The 20,787-nt window shown below is 45.4% G+C and carries 12 protein-coding genes; 6 read left to right on the top strand and 6 right to left on the bottom strand.

Annotated features, from left to right (window positions below; genetic code table 11):
• Nucleotides 1-59 precede the first annotated feature (59 nt).
• Complete coding sequence (gene aspS / locus IQO02_RS11280) at nucleotides 60-1,832, bottom strand: aspartate--tRNA ligase (RefSeq protein WP_016788832.1); 1,773 nt, start codon at nucleotides 1,830-1,832, stop codon at nucleotides 60-62.
• Between the two features lie 282 nt (nucleotides 1,833-2,114).
• Between aspS and IQO02_RS11275 the strand changes: the two genes are divergently transcribed.
• The 6 genes from IQO02_RS11275 to IQO02_RS11250 all read left to right on the top strand — a co-directional run bounded on the left by IQO02_RS11275 (nucleotide 2,115) and on the right by IQO02_RS11250 (nucleotide 8,531).
• Nucleotides 2,115-3,020, top strand: a complete 906-nt coding sequence (locus tag IQO02_RS11275) for a DUF72 domain-containing protein (RefSeq protein ID WP_193838543.1) — start codon at nucleotides 2,115-2,117, stop codon at nucleotides 3,018-3,020.
• Nucleotides 3,021-3,159: 139 nt separating this feature from the next.
• The gene (gene cmoA / locus IQO02_RS11270; RefSeq protein ID WP_010437832.1) at nucleotides 3,160-3,888 is read left to right on the top strand and encodes a carboxy-S-adenosyl-L-methionine synthase CmoA; all 729 of its coding nucleotides are present in this window, start codon (nucleotides 3,160-3,162) and stop codon (nucleotides 3,886-3,888) included.
• A gap of 114 nt (nucleotides 3,889-4,002) precedes the next feature.
• Nucleotides 4,003-4,974: a tRNA 5-methoxyuridine(34)/uridine 5-oxyacetic acid(34) synthase CmoB gene (cmoB, locus tag IQO02_RS11265; protein WP_010437830.1), complete on the top strand. Its 972-nt coding sequence runs from the start codon at nucleotides 4,003-4,005 to the stop codon at nucleotides 4,972-4,974.
• Between the two features lie 309 nt (nucleotides 4,975-5,283).
• Nucleotides 5,284-6,024 (top strand): ATP-dependent zinc protease, encoded by a 741-nt coding sequence (locus tag IQO02_RS11260; protein ID WP_010437828.1) that lies wholly within the window; start codon nucleotides 5,284-5,286, stop codon nucleotides 6,022-6,024.
• Nucleotides 6,025-6,041: 17 nt separating this feature from the next.
• On the top strand, nucleotides 6,042-7,547 hold the full coding sequence (locus IQO02_RS11255; protein WP_016786660.1) for an inactive transglutaminase family protein: 1,506 nt from the start codon (nucleotides 6,042-6,044) through the stop codon (nucleotides 7,545-7,547).
• 3 nt (nucleotides 7,548-7,550) lie between these two features.
• Nucleotides 7,551-8,531 carry an alpha-L-glutamate ligase-like protein gene (locus tag IQO02_RS11250; protein ID WP_010437811.1) on the top strand — a complete coding sequence of 327 codons (981 nt, stop codon included), beginning with the start codon at nucleotides 7,551-7,553 and terminating at the stop codon, nucleotides 8,529-8,531.
• A gap of 108 nt (nucleotides 8,532-8,639) precedes the next feature.
• Here IQO02_RS11250 and fdhF read toward each other — a convergent pair whose 3' ends face one another.
• From fdhF to cmoM, 5 genes are all read right to left on the bottom strand, one after another.
• Nucleotides 8,640-12,887 (bottom strand): formate dehydrogenase subunit alpha, encoded by a 4,248-nt coding sequence (fdhF, locus tag IQO02_RS11245; protein WP_193838542.1) that lies wholly within the window; start codon nucleotides 12,885-12,887, stop codon nucleotides 8,640-8,642.
• A gap of 374 nt (nucleotides 12,888-13,261) precedes the next feature.
• Nucleotides 13,262-17,722, bottom strand: coding sequence for a chromosome partition protein MukB (gene mukB / locus IQO02_RS11240; protein WP_193838541.1), 4,461 nt, complete (start codon nucleotides 17,720-17,722; stop codon nucleotides 13,262-13,264).
• On the bottom strand, nucleotides 17,719-18,525 hold the full coding sequence (gene mukE, locus IQO02_RS11235) for a chromosome partition protein MukE (protein WP_016768409.1): 807 nt from the start codon (nucleotides 18,523-18,525) through the stop codon (nucleotides 17,719-17,721). The genes mukB and mukE overlap by 4 nt, the downstream gene beginning before the upstream one ends.
• Nucleotides 18,506-19,843 carry a chromosome partition protein MukF gene (gene mukF / locus IQO02_RS11230; RefSeq protein ID WP_016783842.1) on the bottom strand — a complete coding sequence of 446 codons (1,338 nt, stop codon included), beginning with the start codon at nucleotides 19,841-19,843 and terminating at the stop codon, nucleotides 18,506-18,508. Before mukF ends, mukE begins: the two co-directional genes overlap by 20 nt.
• A gap of 125 nt (nucleotides 19,844-19,968) precedes the next feature.
• Nucleotides 19,969-20,754 (bottom strand): tRNA uridine 5-oxyacetic acid(34) methyltransferase CmoM, encoded by a 786-nt coding sequence (gene cmoM / locus IQO02_RS11225; RefSeq protein WP_016768412.1) that lies wholly within the window; start codon nucleotides 20,752-20,754, stop codon nucleotides 19,969-19,971.
• Between the last annotated feature and the right edge of the window lie 33 nt (nucleotides 20,755-20,787).

The raw sequence follows: 20,787 nt of genomic DNA, 5'->3' as shown, positions 1-20,787 counted from the left end.
AGACTTAAGCTCTATCGAAAACTCACTGCTTGATTAGAAAGCTGAGCTTAATCGTTTGATTAGTCTTCTTTCTTAGCCAAGTTAACAGCGATTGCTAGCTCTTCCAGTGATGCTGGGTTTGCTAGGCTTGGCGCGTCTGTTAATAGACATGCTGCTGCTGTTGTTTTCGGGAATGCGATAACGTCACGGATGTTCTCTGTACCACAAAGAAGCATTGCTAAACGGTCAAGGCCGAATGCTAGACCAGCATGTGGTGGCGTACCGTACTTAAGAGCTTCAAGCAGAAAGCCGAACTTCTCTTGTTGCTCTTGTGCTTCGATACCTAGGATACCGAATACAGCCGTTTGCATTTCTGCGTTGTGGATACGTACCGAACCGCCGCCCACTTCGTAGCCGTTGATTACCATATCGTATGCATCAGAATTAGCTGCTGCTGGGTTCGCTTTTAGCTCTTCCGCGTTCACACCAAGTGGTGATGTGAATGGGTGGTGCATTGCGTGCAGGTTGCCTTCGCCATCTTCTTCGAACATTGGGAAATCGATAACCCAAAGAGGAGCCCACGCTTTCTTGTCAGTTAGCTCTAGATCATCGCCTAGTTTAATACGAAGTGCGCCCATTGCTTCTGCAACAATGTTTGCTTTGTCTGCGCCGAATAGAATGATGTCGCCAGACTCAGCTTCTGTACGCTCAAGAATGCCGTTGATCACATCTTCGTTTAGGAACTTAGCAACTGGAGATTGGATACCTTCCATGCCTGCAGCACGATCGTTAACCTTCATCCAAGCTAAGCCTTTCGCGCCGTAGATGTTTACGTGTTCAGCGTAACCGTCGATTTGCTTACGAGTTAGCTTAGCACCGCCCGGAACACGGATAACCGCTACGCGACCTTTTTCGTCGTTAGCTGGGCCAGAGAATACTTTGAACTCAACGTCTTTAACCAAGTCAGCAACGTCAACTAGCTCTAGTGGGTTACGTAGATCTGGCTTATCAGAACCGAAACGACGAATCGCTTCAGAGAAAGGCATTACTGGGAATTGGCCTAGTTCAACATCTAGAAGTTCTTTCCACATATCGTGAACAAGCTTCTCAGTCACGTTACGTACTTCTTGAGAAGTCATGAACGATGTTTCGATATCGATCTGAGTAAATTCAGGCTGACGGTCAGCACGTAAATCTTCATCACGGAAACATTTAACGATTTGGTAGTAACGATCAAAACCAGACATCATCAGCAGTTGCTTGAATAGCTGAGGAGATTGAGGAAGTGCGTAGAAGCTACCTTTGTGAACACGGCTTGGTACTAGGTAGTCACGAGCACCTTCTGGAGTCGCTTTCGTTAGTACTGGCGTTTCGATGTCTAGGAATAGGTTCTCATCGAGGAAACGACGAACGAAGCTAGAAGCACGTGCACGAAGCTTGATACGGTCGCTCATTTCTGGGCGACGAAGATCGATGTAACGGTACTTAAGACGTTGCTCTTCAGAGTTAGTTTGGTTGAAGTCTAGTGGAAGCGCTTCTGAACGGTTGATGATCTCTAGGCCTGTCGCGTAAAGCTCTACTTCACCAGTAGCCATGTCTTTATTTACTTGGCTGTCAGGACGAACACGTACTTCACCAGTAAATTTGATACAGAATTCATTACGCAGTTGGTTAGCGATCGGGAAGATATCTTTCATATCTGGATCGACAACAACCTGAACGATGCCTTCACGATCACGCATATCAATAAAGATAAGACCGCCTAAATCACGGCGACGGTTTACCCAGCCGCACAATTCTACAGTTTGTCCCGCCAGGGACTTGTTCAGGTTACCACAGTAATGGGTACGCATAATGAATTTCCCAATCTCTTAATTATTTACTAATTTCCAAGCTGTCAGTGGTCATTCCACACAACAGAGCAAAGGAACATTTATACGCGGAAACTCGCCTAAAATCGACCTTCCACATTCGAATTTATTGTGTTTTATCTGGCTTTGCTGCTTTTTAGCCCACCAAGTGCGCAAAGATTCACCAAAACCAGGAAAATTGCGATAATTATATCTCGAAAGTACCTTAATCAGCAAAACTCTCGTACAGTAGATTTTAGGGCGTGATGGATAACGGTGTAATAGATGAATGATCGTGAAATAACAGCAGAAACTTTACCTTTAAGACTTGGATTAACCATGTGGTCTCACTCTGAATGGCAAAGTCAGTTCTATGGCAGAGGCACCAAGCCAGCCGAACGCCTAGAAAAGTACACGCAAGTTTTTCATACCGTTGAGGGCAACACGACCTTTTACGCTACGCCAAGTATGTCGACAGTTCATAATTGGAAAGCCGCCAGTCACGATGATTTCAGGTTCACCTTTAAGTTGCCCAAATTTATTACCCACCAGCAACAACTCAGACACTGCCAAGCAGAGCTCAAAGAGTTCTTGATGACTATGTCGCCACTCCACGATCGCATTGGTCAATGGACAATTCAACTGCCACACAGTTTTGAGCCCAGCATGCTGCCTGCCCTACAAAAGTTTTGTACGTTATTTCCAAAAGACATGCAGCTTGGCGTTGAAGTTCGACACTTGGGTTTCTTTGATAAGGGTGATGCAGAGAAGCGCTTCAATCAGTGGCTAGTTGAGGAAGGCATCAATCGCATCATTATGGACAGTCGCCCTGTGTTCTCAGCGCCACCAACCACGGAAGCGGTGATCGATGCGCATCAGAAAAAGCCGCGTGTTCCCGTTCATGCGATTGCGACGGCCAATAACCCGATGATTCGATTTATTGGCCACCCAGACCAAGAACCTAATATTGAGTTTTTTAATCCTTGGTTTGCCAAAATTCCAAACTGGCTTAATGAGGGCAAACAACCCTATTTAATGATCCACACCCCAGACAATAATCACGCACCTGAGCTTTCGATAGCTATTTATAAGCGCTTACAAAAGCAAGTGTCTGAAAATACGTCATTGTTATTACCCGATCTCGCTCAGTTTCCGGCACAGAAAGGCAATCATCAAATCTCGATGTTTTAATCCCTCACCCTTATATACAGCCAAACACTAGGAGTAATCTCAGTTTTCGTGACAGCAGTGTTTTTTTTACGTAAAATACGTCCCCTTTTATTTGGTACGAAATCTGTGCCAATTACGCTGACTGTCGAGAGAGAATGCCATGAGCAACACAGACAATATCTTTTCCGCTCCTATTGATAAAATTGGAGACTTCACCTTTGATGCAAGGGTTGCTGAAGTATTTCCGGATATGATTCAACGCTCGGTGCCCGGCTACAGCAATATCATCTCTGCGATCGGCATGTTAGCTGAGCGCTTTGTAAAGCCACATTCAAATATATATGACCTAGGTTGCTCTCTTGGCGCGGCTACGCTTTCAATGCGCAGACACATTCAACAAGAAGGTTGCACGATTTTCGCTGTTGATAATTCAGAAGCGATGGTTGAGCGCTGTAAATTGCACGTTAATGCTTACCGCAGCGATACACCTGTCGAAGTGATTGAAGCGGATATTCGTGAAATCGAAATTAAAGACGCCTCTGTTGTGGTGCTGAACTTCACGCTGCAATTTCTGTCTCCGGACGACCGATACGCATTACTTGAGAAAATTCATGCGGGCCTGCGTCCTGGTGGGATCTTAATCCTGTCAGAAAAATACGTATTCGAAGACGAAAGTTCAAATGAATTGCTTATCGACCTGCACCACGACTTTAAACGTGCTAACGGATACAGCGAGCTGGAAGTCAGCCAGAAACGCAGCGCTATCGAAAATGTGATGCGTCCAGATTCAATTCCAGTTCATAAGCAGCGTTTTGAAAAGATTGGCTTCTCAAGTAGCGAAGTGTGGTTCCAATGCTTCAACTTCGGTTCGATGTTCGCGATTAAATAGCGCTGAACCACAATTGGCTAAAATCTGAAGCTCTCATACTTTAGCCCTTAATTTCCCTGTGTTATGGCTATAAGGCTGTACACATTATGAATTCCACAACGGTTAATATTATTCATGTTTAATTTTGCTAACTTTTATCAACTCATTGCCCAAGACACTCGCCTACAGCCGTGGCTCAATATTCTTCCTCAACAGCTGACGGATTGGCAAAATGCAGAGCACGGTGACTTTGACCGTTGGTTACGTGCACTGAACAAGATCCCGCAAGGCGTGCCTGATCAAGTTGATTTAAAGAACTCTGTAACTATCGGCAGCAGCACACCATTTCAAACGGGTGAGCTTAAAAAGCTAGAGAGCTTATTAAAGACGTTCCACCCTTGGCGTAAAGGTCCTTATACCGTTCATGACATTCATATCGATACAGAATGGCGCAGCGACTGGAAATGGGACCGTGTACTTCCGCATATCTCACCACTTAAAAACCGCTCTGTACTCGATGTAGGTTGCGGTAATGGCTACCACATGTGGCGTATGCTTGGCGAAGGTGCTCGCTTAACGGTGGGTATCGATCCCTCTCACCTATTTTTGGTTCAGTTTGAAGCGATTCGTAAGTTGATGGGCGATGATCAACGCGCTCACCTGTTGCCTCTAGGTATTGAGCAGCTGCCAAAGCTAGAAGCCTATGACACGGTATTCAGCATGGGTGTGCTTTACCACCGCCGTTCACCGCTTGATCATTTGATCCAATTAAAAGACCAATTGGTATCTGGTGGCGAATTGGTGCTTGAAACGTTAGTGATTGAAGGTGACGAAAACGCTGTTCTTGTTCCTGTTGACCGCTACGCGCAAATGAGAAATGTCTACTTTTTCCCATCAGCTCGCGCTCTAAAACGTTGGCTTGAACAGGTTGGCTTTGAAGGCGTACGTATTGTTGACGAAAATGTCACAACGATTGGTGAACAACGCACAACAGAATGGATGACGCACAACTCTCTACCTGATTACTTAGACCCGAACGATCCAAGTAAAACAGTAGAAGGTCACCCTGCACCACGACGTGCGATTCTAGTGGCGACAAAGCCATAAACTTAATAGCAATAAGAATACGAACTCGACAGCAACAAAACTTTAAATTTCAGGCCACAAAATCAACATTTCTTGTGGCAAAGAAATCATAATTTTCTGCGCTGAGAGCTCTACTTAAAAGAGCGTAAATTGAACAAAAGTTGACTTATGTTTAATAAGTGAGCTATTTCAAATAGCAATAATTGGCGCAGCGCTCACATTGCGATTCAATATGACCAGACTCTTACAATAGGATGCTTCACGCATCCTTTTTTGTGGGCTAAACTCTTAAATAGTCTGAACTATTCTCTAATTTTCAAAGGTTTTTTTATGTTTAAGCGATTATCGCCAATTGTGGCGGTTGGTTTGCTCTCTGGCTGTACCCTGACAAACGGTGCGGCCTACCACCAAGAAACTCTCGACGCTATTTCCCGCTCAGAGACAAACATCGCAAATAAGGTTCAAAATCTTGAACTGCAACTAAGCAATCAAAGTGATTACATTGAAAGCTTAGAAGATGAAATCACTACCCTATCTAATCAATTAGATGTTCATCTAACAAACATGGAACACCGCGTTATTGAAGAGTTAACGGAAGAGGAACCGGTTGCGGTTGCTGCGGCACCTATTGCCCCAACATTGCAGCCAACCATTCTTGGAGGAATCGAAAAAGTATCTATTGACTCTATCAAGCAGAGCTTTGATGCTCGTGTTGATACTGGCGCAACGACTTCTTCTTTGAACGCTGTCGACGTCAAAGAATTCGAACGTGATGGTAAGAATTGGGTTAAGTTCCATCTAGACGATAAAGCACAAGCCGTAGAAGACCAGAAATGGATTGAAGCACCTGTTGTACGTTATGTAAAAATCCGTCAATCAACCAATGATCAAGCAGAACGTCGAGCTGTGATCGAATTATGGGTGAAAGTTGGAAAAATCCATGAAAAAGCGCAATTTACATTGGCGGATCGCTCTCAAATGAGTCACCCTGTATTACTGGGGCGCGAATTTATCAAAGACATAGCGCTAGTAGATGTAAGTAAAAAGTACGTACAAACGGAAGTTAAATAACAATAGTAGGGTAAGCTATGACGTCTAGAATTCCATTTTATATCTCTATTTTCCTGCTCATCGTAGCAGGTATAACGTTGAGTATGTTCAGACATACCACCTACGGCGTACCTTGGACTCCAGGGGAAACCAGGCAAGTTTGGGATGTTGAAGCTCGCATCGAGTTCAACGCAGTAGGTAAAGAAGCAAAAGTTTCACTAGCCGCTCCTCATACTCAGTCTAACTATACGCTTATCGGCGAATCGGCTTCATCACCAGGTTACGGTATTTCTTATTTGAATACTGAATCAGGTCGCCGTGCAGAGTGGTCTATTCGCTATGCAGATGGACCGCAAACCATCTACTACAAAACACAATTCTTAGTCGACAACCAAGCAAAAGTGAACGATACCCCACCAGAGGGGGAAGTTACACAGCCAAGTTTCGACGGTCCAGAGGAAGCGGCATCTCTTGCATTGATCGATAGAGCGACTAAACGTTCAGCTGACAATCTAACGTTCACTCGTGAGCTAATCAAAACGCTTAACGATCCTGACAGCCAAAACTCAGCGCTGATTCTGAACAACATGACGAAAGTAGAGGCGACACACAAGCTACTTTCAGCAGCAAAAATACACAACAAAGTGGTTGGTGTTATCGAACTGGAAGATGGACGCCGTCGTCAATCCATCCAGAACATGATTCAAATTTGGGATAATGACCAATGGATTTTATTCTCTCCTGAATCAAGCCAACAACAAGTGCAACAAAACCTACTCATCTGGGATGAGTCGAACGTATCTCTATTGGACGTTGTAGGTGGCCAGAACAGTAAAGTTCACTTCTCTATGATTGCTCAAGAGGTTTCGCCAACTGAAGCAACCAACAGCAAAGTATCAGCTGATCAGCTATTGAACTTATCAATCCACAGCCTACCGTTAGAAGAACAAGCGATGTTTAAAACCATCATGCTGATCCCTATCGGTGCCCTAATTGTTGTGTTCTTACGCGTCATCATCGGTTTGAAAACGTCTGGTACGTTCATGCCGGTACTGATTGCGGTAGCGTTTGTTCAAACTCAACTTGTAACCGGTATTGTCGGCTTCCTATTAATTGTCGGTACAGGTCTTGTCATACGCAGTTACTTGTCCAAACTCAACCTCTTATTGGTTGCAAGGATATCCGCCGTAATCATTACGGTGATCATGATTATCTCCGTGTTTACTGTGGTCGCGTTTAAAGTAGGGTTAACTGAAGGGCTATCCATTACGTTCTTCCCAATGATCATCCTATCTTGGACTATCGAACGTATGTCTATCCTATGGGAAGAAGAAGGTGCGAAAGAAGTCGTACTGCAAGGCGGCGGCTCTCTATTTACTGCGGTTCTTGTTTACCTAGGTATGACTAACCCATTCATTCAACACTTAACGTTTAACTTTATTGGTTTACAGCTTGTTATTCTAGCGACCATCTTGCTACTAGGTAACTATACAGGCTACCGTCTAACAGAGCTTCGTCGCTTTAAACCGCTAGCGGAGGACTAAGTTATGTTTGATCAATTTACTTCACCGTTTAAGTTGAAAGACAAAGGCATAATGGGGATGAACAAGCGTAACCATAGTTATATTGGTCGCTACAATGATCGTTCCAAGTATCCACTGGTTGATGACAAGCTTAAGACTAAGATCATTGCTGAACAAGCAGGTGCAACCGTACCAAAGTTGATTGGCGTGATTGGTCATCAAGCTGAAGTAAAAACAATCCACAAGATGGTTAAAGAGTGGCCAGGTTTTGTAATCAAGCCAGCTCAAGGTAGTGGCGGTAAAGGCATTCTTGTTGTTACCTCTCATAAGGACGGCGTTTATACCAAACCATCCGGTTCAACCATTAATGAAGAAGATGTAGAGCGCCACATCAGTAACGCGCTAGCTGGCCTTTTCTCACTCGGTGGTAAGAATGATGTCGCTGTAGTTGAAAACCTGATTAAGTTCGATGAGTGTTTTGACGGCTTCAGTTACGAGGGTGTGCCAGATGTTCGAATCATTGTATTCAAGGGCTACCCTGTAATGGCAATGATGCGTCTATCCACTTCCGCATCTGATGGTAAGGCGAACTTGCACCAAGGTGCTGTGGGTGTCGGTATTTGTATCGCAACCGGCAAGGCCGTTCGTGCGGTTCAGTTTGACCATCCAGTGACACACCACCCAGATACGGGTAAAGAGTTGGCGCTACTTCAGGTGCCGCATTGGGAGAAACTGCTGACCCTTGCATCAAGTGCTTGGGAAATGACGGGGTTAGGCTACATGGGGACGGACATGGTTTTAGACCAAGAAGAAGGCCCAATGGTACTGGAGCTCAATGCTCGTCCTGGATTGGCAATACAAATTGCAAACGGTGCTGGTTTATTACCTCGCTTGCATCATATTGAAAACCTAGGCACACCCGCTGAATATCCTAAACCTGCAGAGCGTGTTGCCTACGCTGCTAAGCAGTTTGGTGTTCACGGAAACGAAATAGTTCCGAGCTAAGCTCATCTAATAAAAAGCCAAACGACTGAGCAAGTAATTTATACTGAATCTAGCTCAATAAAAAACCGCATAGCTCTGAGAGTTACGCGGTTTTTTAATACCTGTAATTTAACTTAACGAACCGAGCGAAGCCTCTGCTACTTCACTCTCAGGCTCACGAATGGGATCAATTCGCACAGCCGCCACCTTAAACTCAGGGATCTTCGCGTGTGGATCCGTCGCTGTCGTCGTTAAACGGTTAACCGGTGATTCGACAAAATGGAATGGAATAAATACCACGCCCTTTTGCATTCGCTTAGTTACAAAAGCCGCGATTTCTATTTCCCCACGACGCGTTGATACCTTGAGCATCTGACCATTCGAAATGCCTAACGCTTCAGCATCATGAATACTCACCATGGCACGTGGCCCCGCTAAGTTATCCAGGCCTTTGGTTTTACGCGTCATAGTACCTGTATGGAATTGCTCTAGGATACGCCCTGTCGTTAGAACTAACGGATACTCTTCATCCGGTAACTCCGCAGCGTATCTAAACGGAATCGCCTCCATTTGACCACGCCCACGGGTAAATTGGGTCTGGTGCATGATACGAGTGCCATCAGGGTTATTCTTATTACTCGGCCATTGCACGCCATTGACCGTAATATTCTCCCAACGTAAACCACCATACTGTGGTGTTACACGTGCTATCTCATTGGTGATATCGGCAACGGTTTTATAGTCCCAACCACCGCCCATTGCATTGGCCAGCATTTGGATAATCACCCAATCTTCTTTCGCATTACCGGGTGGATTAACCGCAGCATTAATACGCTGAACACGACGCTCTGTATTGGTGAAGTGGCCAGATTTTTCAGCAAACGAGCAAGATGGTAAAACAACATCAGCATACTGCGCCGTTTCGGTTAAGAAAATGTCTTGGACCACAAGGAAATCTAAAGCTTCAAGCCCTTCAATTACATGCGCTTGATTTGGGTCACTGAGCACAGGGTTTTCACCCATTACGTACAAACCGCGGACATTCCGATGGCAGGCGCCATCAATAATTTCAGTAAGCGTTAAGCCCGTTTCAGCAGGAAGTTCGGAAACACCCCACTCCATCGCAAACTTCTGGCGCACCATCGGGTTATAAACCTTTTGATAACCCGGCAAGTTGTTTGGCAAAGCCCCCATATCACAAGCACCTTGCACGTTAGATTGTCCGCGTAAAGGGTTAATACCACCACCTTCAATACCAATGTTGCCACACAAAAGTTGCAGGTTAGCGATTGAGCGTACATTGTCGTGGCCTGTGGTGTGTTGTGTAATCCCCATCGAGTAATACACCGCTGTGCGCTCTGCAGTACCAATCAAACGTGCCATTGCGAAGATGTCTTCCGCTTTAACGCCAGTCACCAATTCCACTTTATCGAGAGAGTAGCTTGGTGACATGACCTCTTGGAGCAAGGTATCAAAGCCATCCACACGATCTTCGATATAATCTTGGTCATACCAACCGTGTTTGATGATCTGCTGCATCACACCATTAATCAGCATCACATCAGTACCCGGGCGATGCGCTAAGTAGAGTTCCGCATGGTCCGAAATATCGATTCGTTTTGGATCAGCGACGATCAATCGCGCTCCACCATGTCTCACCGCTTGCTTGATATGTGAGCCTATAATTGGGTGTGCTGAAGTCGTGTCTGAACCTATAATAAAAATCACATCTGAGTGCTTGATACTTGGAATATCATTGGTCATTGCACCGCTGCCCAGCGAAGCCTCTAAACCTGTAACAGTCGAAGCATGACAAAGACGAGCACAGTGGTCGACGTTGTTAGTTCCAAGTTCTCGACGTATGAATTTTTGGAATGCATAGTTATCTTCGTTAGTCGTTTTAGCTGACGAGAAGCCCGCCAAGGCATTGCTACCAAAACCTTGTTTAATCGCGGTAAACTTATCTGCAATGAGCGCAATCGCTTCATCCCAACTAGCAGGTTGTAACCAACCATCTTTGCGTATTAGCGGCGTAGTTAAGCGTGCATCACTACCAACAAAATCAAAACCAAATCGGCCTTTAACACACAACATGCCTTCATTAACCGGAGAGTTTGCGCCTTCGATGTAGCGAATCTTATTTTGCTTTTCATCAACGTGCATGGTTAGCTTACAACCCACACCACAGTAGGTGCAGATAGTATCGACTTTCTTAAGAGTATCGGTGTCACCTTGCTTTCTATCACGCGCATCCACCATCGCACCGGTAGGACAAGCCTGAATACAAGAGCCACATTGAACACAGTTAGAATCACCCATTAGTGTCTTGTCTGCTCCAAAATTAGGGCGACACTCAGGCCTTGATGCTGGCTTGCCATTTGACTGATTCATGAAGCTTAGAACACCATGAACATTCTGTTCGCGACAAGCTTGGATACACTGACCACAACTGATGCAGCGGTTGGCGTCAAAGATGATGAATTCAGAACTGTCATCGACAGCGAACTTCTGCCGTGTCGAACCAACTTTGGATTCCTCTGCACGAATCACCTGCCAGTTCTCATTCGAAGCCACATCGATTTTGTACTCTGGATGTGTTTGCGTGGCCTTGTATTCAGTCGAATAATCTCTCAGATCACAATCTGTATTTACTTGGCAGCCACATTCTAGGCATCTCGCTGCTTCCGCTATTGCATCTGCATTATCAAAGCCTGTTTCGACTTCATCGAAGCTTTGCTCGCGTTGTTCTGGGGTGAGCTCTGGCATGGTTTTACGCGCCATGCGCTGTATAGATTTGTATTGCTCAGGATCGACTGCTTTTAGCTGCTTGTGCTTTCTTGAGTTGAACGGTTTAGCGGGAATATTTTCCATATCACCGTTGAAGAATCGGTCAATCGCTTGCGCAGCAATACGCCCATCTCCTATCGCTTCTACTGCCGTCGCAGGACCACGTCGAAAGTCACCAATACTAAATATATTACCAGTGCCCGTATACATCGTCTGCGGATCAGCGTCCGCGGTATTCCAACGTGTCAGTGGAATATCAATCTCTTCGTTATCCATAAAGCTTAGATCAGGCTTTTGCGATACTGCAGCAATAACGGTATCAAATGCTTCAGCAAAGAATTCGCCGGTTGGTTTAGGGCTACGACGACCTGAAGCATCAGCAGGACCTAAAGCCATACGCTCCAATCTTATCTCTGTTACATGGCCATTTTCATCGGCTATGTTTTCTGCCGGGTTAGTCAAAAAGTGGAACTTCACACCTTCATGTTCAGCTTCTTCTATTTCGTAATCTTCTGCTGGCATTTCATCTCGAGTGCGACGGTAAATCAGCGTGGTATCAGCGCCATCACGTACCGCTGTTCGAGCACAGTCAATTGCAGTGTTACCGCCACCGATCACTGCTACCTTTTTTCCTGTGACATACTGCTGATCGGTCACGTAATCTTTAAGGTAATCGACACCCAAATAGCAACCGCCGAGCTCGCTACCCAGATAGTTCATTTCAACCGCTTGCGATGCACCAACCGCTAAACAAACGGCATCGAAACCGTTGCTTAAATCAGACAGTGTAAAATCGACGCCCAGTTTTTTGTCACACTCAACCACCATTCCATTACGACACATGAGTTCGATTTCTTTATCTAAAATCGACTTAGGTAAACGATATTCAGGGATACCATAACGCAGCCAACCACCTGCTTTGGGCATCGATTCATAGACACTGACGTCATAGCCTTCGTTAGATAGATAATAACCTGCAGTAAGACCGCCAGGGCCACTGCCGACAATTGCGATGCTCTTACCCTTATTTGGTTTCTTAGCTGGCATATAGCTCTCTTGAGCCGCTAAGTCAGCATCGGCAGCGTGTCGCTTGAGTTGGCGAATCGCGATCGATTCATCGACCAAATTACGACGACATTCAGTTTCACAAAAAGCAGGACACACACGACCAATTGAAAGTGGCATTGGTAATGTCTTTTTAATCACTTCAATCGCTTTAATGTGATCATTTTGAGCAATATGGTGCAGGTAAGATTGGATATCGACCCCAGCAGGACAAGCCGTTTGGCATGGCGCCTCACAGTCAGCGTAATGATCTGTCATTATACGATTTAGTGCTTCTTGTCGATGAACAGTCAGTTGCTTTGACTGAGTCGTAATCTCCAACCCATTAGACACTTCAAGCTCACAAGAGCGAGTCACACCAACGCCATCTACCTCAACAACACACAAATCACACGGTACTTTATCCGCTGTTTTGTTCAAACCACATAAAGATGGAATCTCCAAACCACATGTTTTTGCCGCTTCAAGAACGGTTTGTCCTTGTTCGACGATTCGAAATTTCCCATCAATGACGATTTGAATCATAACTATGCCCTGCCTTTACCTTTCGCAAATTTGCGAGTTATCAACAATTGAAAAATAAGTAATACAATATTATTAATATTATTAAATCTATGTCATTACCATACATTATTTGTGGTTTTGTGCGTGTGACCTCAAACAAGTTCCATTGATAATACCCACAAGGTATGAGCGGTCTTATCCGTGCATGAGAAAGACTGAAACAACAGTTGCATGAATATAGGAAAACGTATGAATGATAGAGGGCTGGATAACTTGTAAGGAGTAAGATTTGAGGTACAAAAAAGCCCCTATTGATTAGGGGCTTTGAATAAATATCATCGAGGCGCTATCGAGCTTATAGCTTAGCTATCAAGGTAATAACTCGGCTATCAAGGTTATTGCTCAGCTTCTTCGAGAAGCTCTTGCACCGTAGATGCCGGTTTGTTTTGGGCAAAGCCTCTTAGTCCAACAACGTGTACATGTTCGTGGTCTTTGAAGACCTTCCGAACCAGTTTGTAGGTTGTGCCTTTCTCTGGGCTAATGTTCTCTGGCGCAGCAATCAGAAGTTGCATACCTAAACGGTCACACAGTTCAAACAGCGTAGAGATCGACTTAGAATCCAGACGTGCGGCTTCATCAAGGAACAACAAACGACATGGAACGATGTCTTTACTACGAAGTCGACGAGACTCTTCTTCCCAGCTCTGAATAACCATCAATAGGATTGATTGACCAGTGCCGATCGCTTCACCTGTAGACAATGCACCAGATTCTGCTTGTAACCAACCATCTGAACCACGGTTAACTTCAACACTCAGCTCTAGGTAGTTACGGTAATCGAGTAACTCTTCACCCAGAACTTGCGGAGAACGTTGACCCGTGTCGATATGTGGGTTCACACGTTGGAACAACTTCGCCATCGCTTCTGAGAAAGTAAAGCGCGTTGATTCGAACAAGTCTTTATGTTGTTCTTGTTGAGTCGCTAACCCTGATAGCAAGATCTCGTGGCTTTCACGGATCTTAACGTTCAGACGTACGCCCTTAACCTGACCAAAGTAAATGTTAGACAGACCTTGGTTCAGCATTCGAATACGGTTCTGCTCGCGCTGAATCGTTTTCTTGATGATACTAGCTACTGACTCAGAGCTAATCGCCAGGCGGTTTTCACGCTGCGTCAGTTCTTCTGTTAGTCGAGCTAGCTCTACTTCCATCTCTTCGATTGCTTCGACCGGATCATCCGTATGAATGATGTCTTGGCGAATACGCTCACGGAGGTGCTGGTAAACCGCAATGTAGAACAGAACCTTACGCTCTGGATGTGCGTTGTCTTCAGATAAACGCAGTGAATCACGTAAATCGTCATTGTCAGCGACAGCCAGACGTAGCGCACCCAGTGATTTATCCGACATAGAGCGAAGCTCGCCCGCCGTTAGGTATGCCAGTTCACGCTTGTGTAGGCGACGTTCAACATCATTTTCACGAGCTAAGCGAAGTACTGAACACCAGCCAGCTTTGGCTGCAACTACAAAGGCACGAAGCTCTGTGTACTCTTTCTGTACTTTCTTAAGACGCTTAGCCAGTGCTTTCATCTCAAGCTCTGTTGACGTAATCGTACGCTCGTATTCGCTCTTACGGCTGCGAGACGTGTGCAAACGTTCTTGAAGCTCGTCACGACGACGTACAGCACGCTCTTCAGCGCCTTCATCAGCGTTTACGCCAAACTCTTGTAGCTCTTGTTTGAACTCTTGAACCGTTTCTTGTTTCGCTTGATGTGAGCTCTTCAGTGCCGCCAATACTTGGTTGTATTGGTTCATCTGTTCGCGAGCTTGCTTCAAGCCATCGCGGCCTTTAGTTCTTGCTTGTTCAGCTTGAACCAATTTCGCTTTTAATTGCTCGCTCAGTTCACTGCTTTTATTAAGCAAATCAACAGAGTCCGCGTAAGCAAAGTAGTGACGACGCTCAATCAAATCAGACAGCGCGAACACTTTACCTTTTAGCGTTTGTAGCGCGTTGTCTGCTTGACGATATTCGGCTTCCAAAGCTTCGAACTGCTCCGGGTCAACGTCTAGTGCAGATACGATTTGCTCTAGAGAAGTAAGCGCTTTACCGTGAGTATTCAAGTAAGACTTGGCTTCACTTAAACGCTCTAGTTGCGCTTCCAATTCAGCTAAGCGATCAGCCAATGTTTCGTCTTCTAAAATACGAACCATTGGCGCTAATTTATCTAATGCACCAAGTGCCTGCTTGCTTTGTAGAAGCTGACTGCGTTGCTGCTGCTCTTTAGAGTTAAGCTCAGCCAGAGAACGAACAATTTGATTACGCTTATCACGAATCGCAGCTAGTGTTTGTTCTGGGTCTGCGTTAAACGCAACGTGCAGATGCTTCGCAACAAAGCTATTAAATGCTTGGTATAGTCGATTCAATTTTTGAGAGTCAAACGCGGCTTTGGCGTGGTTTTCAACGACCACATTACGCTCTTCACGCAATTTTTCTAGGCGTTGTTCACGAGCCGCACGGCCAAATAGCGGGATCTCAGGGAAGCGAGAGTAACGCATTTGGCGATCGTTCAGTTGAACACACACCGCACCTTCAAGCTCATCGGCATTGAATGAACTATCATCAAACGCGTCTACATCGCCTTCTAGGATATAAAGGTCTTCTGGACAGTCATCAAGATCGACCAGTTTCTCTTTAATGCCATCCAAATCAGAGACCACAATCGCATGACGAGCTGGACCGTACATCGCACTGAAGTAGGGTGCATCGCCAATGGTGATATCATCGTAGATCTCAGAAAGCAGCACACCACCAAGGGTATCTGCTAGGCCCTTCAAGCGAGGATCGTTTGAACCACCTGGAGATGCTAAACGCTCAATTTCTTGCTCAAGTTCAGCGCGGCGAGTGGCTAGCTGATCTTTTGCTACTGCTTGAGACTTTTCGTCTTCAAGCACTTGCTGCATTTGAGTCATCACTGCTTGGCTGTCTTCTAGCTCAGCTTCTGTTTGGTCTCTTAGCGCTTCAAGTGCATCGTTAGCTGTAATCCACGCCGGAGCAATTGATTCAAGCTTCTGAATCTCTTGGTCGTAGTTTAGTTGTACACGACGTTGCTCACTCTTCGCTTCACGCAGTTCTTCTTGAGCGTACTCTAGAGACTCGATCTGCATGGTATGACGTTCGCGTTCTTCATCGAAAACCGCTTCGTCAGTCAGCGAAACGTTATGTTGTTTTTGATATTCGATCGCAAGCTCTTTTGCTTGACGCTGCTGTGCTACATCACGAGCTATATCGCGGTGCTGAGCACGCCACTGTTGTTCATTTTCAACAACGTGTTTGGCATTGCGGCCTTTTTCTAGGGCTTGTTTAGCACTGTGAGACGCATCTTTACGCTCAACATCGCCAACAATGCTCTTAACAAGAGACAGCGCTTTGTCGAACTGTGCAGAGGCAGCAGAAGACATGTCGAGCTTATGTTTCGTCGCCAGTAGAGTTTGAGTACTTGATTCTTCCTGTGCTTTTAGCTCTGAAACCAAGGTTGATGCGCTTTCTGCAGTGATAGATTCATCACCAAGCAGCTGCTTAGTTTTCTCTAATGCTTGAACCGCTTGCTGGTATTGAAGTGCACGAGTCTGCTGAACATCCAACGCTTGTTGGTAATCAGCAAGCTGAGTTTTCAGGCTATCCACTTCTTCTTCAGTAATGGTTGCCTGCTCTTCAGCAAGAAGTACTCGCTCTTGAGCTTCTTCAACCACCATCATCTGCTCTTCTAGACGCTCATTAAGCTCTTCTAGATCTTCGCTATAACGAGCAATTTTCTCTTGCTGGCGAAGTGCAGTTTGAACCAACTGAAGATGATCCGAAGCCGCTTGGTAATCTTGCTCTAGTGCCGATTCTTGGTCGACAAGTAACTCTAGTTCTTCTTGAACGCGGTTCAACAAGTTGTTTTGATCAAGCAAGGTTTCACGAGAACCAAACAGTTCACCACGGAACTTCATGGTTTGATCAAGCTTGTTGCGACGATCGTTGGCATGGCGCATGTAATCTGCTGCCACGTAATTGGTCGATTCCGTGATCAAGTGCTTGAACAAGTCACGATCCGACTGAGTTGTCTTGATCGCTTCTAGCGTCATGCGGTTCTCGCGCAGTGCCGATTCCATATCTTGGAATGCTTTCTTCACACCACCATTTTGCGGTAGAAGGTAATCACGCAGAGAACGTGTAATCGCACTTGAGATACCACCGTAAAGTGATGCTTCAATTAGACGGTAGAACTTAGAACGGTCGCTGCTGTTACGCAGTTTCTTCGGTACTACACCGTACTCAAACATCTGTGAGTGATAATCAACAATAGAAGAGAATGCTTTAAAGTGAGCGCCTTCGTATTGTGCAACTGCTGCTTTCACATCGTTCAATTGACATACACGAGCGTGGCTGTCTGAAACGTTCTGAATCAGTACATCCGTTGGTTTCACATGGCTAGGAAGGCCTTGGATAACGAACGGCTTGATGTCTACTTTCTTGTCACGACCCGCAACTTGCTGCAGTTTTACTGCAAACAACAGGCGTTGATTACGAGAGTTCACAACATCTAGCGCCGCATAACATGCGCCAGGTTGAAGCTTACCGTAAAGGCCTTTATCACGAGATGACTGCGAACTGCCCGCTTCCGTTGTATTACGGAAATGCAGAAGGCTTTGGTCTGGGATCAGTGCTGTGATGAATGCCGCCATTGTGGTCGACTTACCTGCACCGTTACCGCCAGAAAGCGTTGTAACCAATCCATCAATATCAAAAGTACGTGCGAAGAAACCGTTCCAGTTGACCATGGTTAATGATTGATACTTACCTCTTTCAATCATGCTTCACCTTCTACTTTTGTTTGTTCGCCATCATTTGACTCAAGGTCAAAGCCGGCTTGATCGTTAAAAATGTCTTGTTGACCGTTTTCGTCTACGTCTGAATCTACTTCTGATACAGTTTCCGCTTGTTCTTCATTTAGCAAGCTGCCTTGGTTTGGCTCTTGGGTATGAACTACAGCTTCACCATCACGGATAAGACGTAATTGCGCTTCTTTCATGTCATCGCCAACACGAACGTCAGCACCAAAGCGGAATACCGCTTCGCTGATACGGAATTTTCCCGTTTCGCCAATCGCAATCAGCATGCCGATACGACGTAAGCGACGTAGAGAAGTACGCACTTTTTCAAACAGCTTTTCTTTGTCTAGGTCAGAACCAGACGCACGGTTTGTTGCTAGCTTCATGAGTTTTTTCTCATCCGCTAACGACATCAACTCATCAAACAGCTCTTGGTTGGTGAAGATACCTTCATGAGCAAGGCGTTCTGGGCTTAGGTATAAGAAACACAACACTTTACCAACCAACATGTCTAGCTCAGACAATACACTACGACCAATCAGAGACGTAGAACGCGGACGCAGGTAAAAGAAGCCTTCTGGCGCTTTCACAAGCTCGGTGTTGTAGCGTTGGTAGAAATGCTGAAGCTCAACTTCAAAGTCAGACAGCAACGCGTGGTTATCTAGGTCTTCGGTTGAAACATGCTTGCCTGAACGCAGCATGCTGTCTAGCGCAGGGAACAATGGGTTCGCTATCGCTTTTACCAGTTTCTCTGGCATGTAATCATCAGTACTTGTTAATGACATTTGCTTGTACCTTTGCACCGAAATCGTTGATTGCCTGCCAATCTGGCTGAATAGCCTGATAGTCAGACTCTGAGTAACCTAAGCGCACGGCTTGGTCGACAACAATTCTGGCTAAATCAAAATGGTGTGTGCGAGGGTGTGCTGCGAGGTAATCGCGTAACACAAGGCCAAGGTCAATTGGCGCGCCTTGCTGTTTGTGAGCTTTTAACATCTCTGCAATTCGTTCTGAAAGCAGATCATTCACTTGCTCAAATTCTTCGTACTCTACGTCGATCGGCGCTTGTCCCATCACTTCGTCATCACGAAGCACAAGCGCTTCATCACGAAGATCAGTCAGCTTATCGGCATCGGCGTAGGTCAATAACCAAGGCGCATCGAAGTAGTCGGTAACCGACTGACGCAAGCGTTGGCTAAAGGCTCGGTTTTTATCCATATCAATCGCGGTACGGATAAACTTGTGAACGTGGCGGTCGTAGCCGATCCATAAGTCGATCGCTTGTTGGCCCCAACTTGTGATTCGGTCGAGCTTCATCTGCAAGCCAAACAGAGTTTCGCCAACGAACTCGAGTTCATCATCACCGTAAACAATTTCTTGAATATCGAGGATCTGTGTTTGCAGTTCATCACCCGCCGCTTGCAAGGTGTCTTGCAATTCTTTTAGCGTGGACGAGGTTTCTGATAGCAAGGTTTCACAGTTGTTAATCGCCTCTCGCCAATCTTTGTTTAAAAGGTCGGCAATTTGCTGCTTAACGGTTTGCTGCTGCTCATCCATAACACGTTGGTTAAGATCGATCTGATCGAAAATCTCACCAACAGAATACTTGAGCACACCGTAAACGTTCTTTCTCCAATGTCCTGGAGTTCCACCTTTTTGCGCTGCTTCAATAGCTTTTGCCATCTCATCTGCAACCATCGAAAGTTGAATCGACAGTTTTAACTTAGAGAATTGACGGTGACGTAAGTAATAATCTGAAATTCCGATCGCAAGTGGAGAAAGACGATAAATACTTGCACCGTCGGTGATCTCACTAGTAAACCGGCTAATCAACTTCTGTTTAACCAACTCATTGATGGCGTTGTTGGCACGAAACGCAGACGCTTCGCCAGTATCTTCAAACAGTCGAGTGACGATAGTAAATGCATCGTGCAATTCACCCTCGCCCAACTCTTCATCGAACCTTTCATTGCTTAGTACTGCGATAGCAATCAAAAATGCTAAGCGCTCTGGTGGCAAGTTTAATGAAAAATCATGCTGCTTGACCCAGCCCACCAACTCATCAATTGGCTGCTCTTCGGCAGTTTGAGTCATTTCACTCATTGTGGTTCCTGTTACTGTTCTTCGTCATATCGAACGTGTTAGATATGACGCCTATTTCTTTATGACGCGGGCTTGTTACGATTGCATAGCGCATGTTGTGGCTTCTTTTACCACATTCACCGCTGTTATTGCGCAGGTTTTTGAGCCCAAACGTGAATATAACGGCCTAGCGACAGATATGGCTCTTGGCGACATAGCTGTTTTTCTAGTTCCAATACATCTTCAAATTGGTAATCGCCCATGTATTCCATATTACCTATGTAGTCACTGAAAGAACGAATGCCTGATTTACCACAGATGTCTAGACCAGCGTCTTCTATCCATTGATAAACCTCTTCAGGCTTTAAGCCTTTCTGTGGTTGCAGCTTAAACCGTTTTCGATGTGGCATCCCATTCAATACATGAGGAATGTTGCCACAAATCACATTTTTCAGGACTAATCCGTGGTGGTTGTAAAACATTATCGAAGCAACACCACCCGGCTTTACTTGTTCAAGTAATAAATCAAGCGCCTCTCTCGGATTCGCTAACCACTCCATCACAGCATGAAACATCACAACATCGACTTTCCCATCGAGATGTTCTGCCACATTCTGAATGGGAGAGTGGATAAAACGATACCGCTCTAGCAAACCTGCTTCGCTGATACTTTCTTCTGCTAGTTTCAGCATTTCAGAAGAGAGGTCACACAGAGAAACATTATGCCCAAGCGACGCAATTTTTTGCGACATTTGTGCAAGCCCACCGCCAGCATCGAGTATATGCAACGGAGATATGGAACCATCAAATTTGCTCAAAGCTTGTTCTAAATCTTCCCATACGATGATCTGACGGATCTCTCCTTTGTCAGAGCCGTAAATATTTTTTGCAAATTTGTGGGCAATATCGTCGAAATTACGGTCTTCAGTCACGGCTACTTGAGTTATTATGTCCTATCGTGCCTG

This window comes from Vibrio sp. OPT24 (assembly GCF_015163545.1).
Classification (GTDB): Bacteria; Pseudomonadota; Gammaproteobacteria; order Enterobacterales; family Vibrionaceae; genus Vibrio; species Vibrio cyclitrophicus.
This window is presented reverse-complemented; position numbering and strand designations above follow the sequence as displayed.

Bases quoted from the DNA above. Each gene is read 5' to 3' on its own strand.
- fdhF (WP_193838542.1), bottom strand. From the start codon at position 12,887: ATGATTCAAATCGTCATTGATGGGAAATTTCGAATCGTCGAACAAGGA.
- cmoB (WP_010437830.1), top strand. From the start codon at position 4,003: ATGTTTAATTTTGCTAACTTTTATCAACTCATTGCCCAAGACACTCGC.
- mukB (WP_193838541.1), bottom strand. From the start codon at position 17,722: ATGATTGAAAGAGGTAAGTATCAATCATTAACCATGGTCAACTGGAAC.
- IQO02_RS11255 (WP_016786660.1), top strand. From the start codon at position 6,042: ATGACGTCTAGAATTCCATTTTATATCTCTATTTTCCTGCTCATCGTA.
- mukE (WP_016768409.1), bottom strand. From the start codon at position 18,525: ATGTCATTAACAAGTACTGATGATTACATGCCAGAGAAACTGGTAAAA.
- IQO02_RS11250 (WP_010437811.1), top strand. From the start codon at position 7,551: ATGTTTGATCAATTTACTTCACCGTTTAAGTTGAAAGACAAAGGCATA.
- mukF (WP_016783842.1), bottom strand. From the start codon at position 19,843: ATGAGTGAAATGACTCAAACTGCCGAAGAGCAGCCAATTGATGAGTTG.
- IQO02_RS11260 (WP_010437828.1), top strand. From the start codon at position 5,284: ATGTTTAAGCGATTATCGCCAATTGTGGCGGTTGGTTTGCTCTCTGGC.
- IQO02_RS11275 (WP_193838543.1), top strand. From the start codon at position 2,115: ATGAATGATCGTGAAATAACAGCAGAAACTTTACCTTTAAGACTTGGA.
- cmoA (WP_010437832.1), top strand. From the start codon at position 3,160: ATGAGCAACACAGACAATATCTTTTCCGCTCCTATTGATAAAATTGGA.
- aspS (WP_016788832.1), bottom strand. From the start codon at position 1,832: ATGCGTACCCATTACTGTGGTAACCTGAACAAGTCCCTGGCGGGACAA.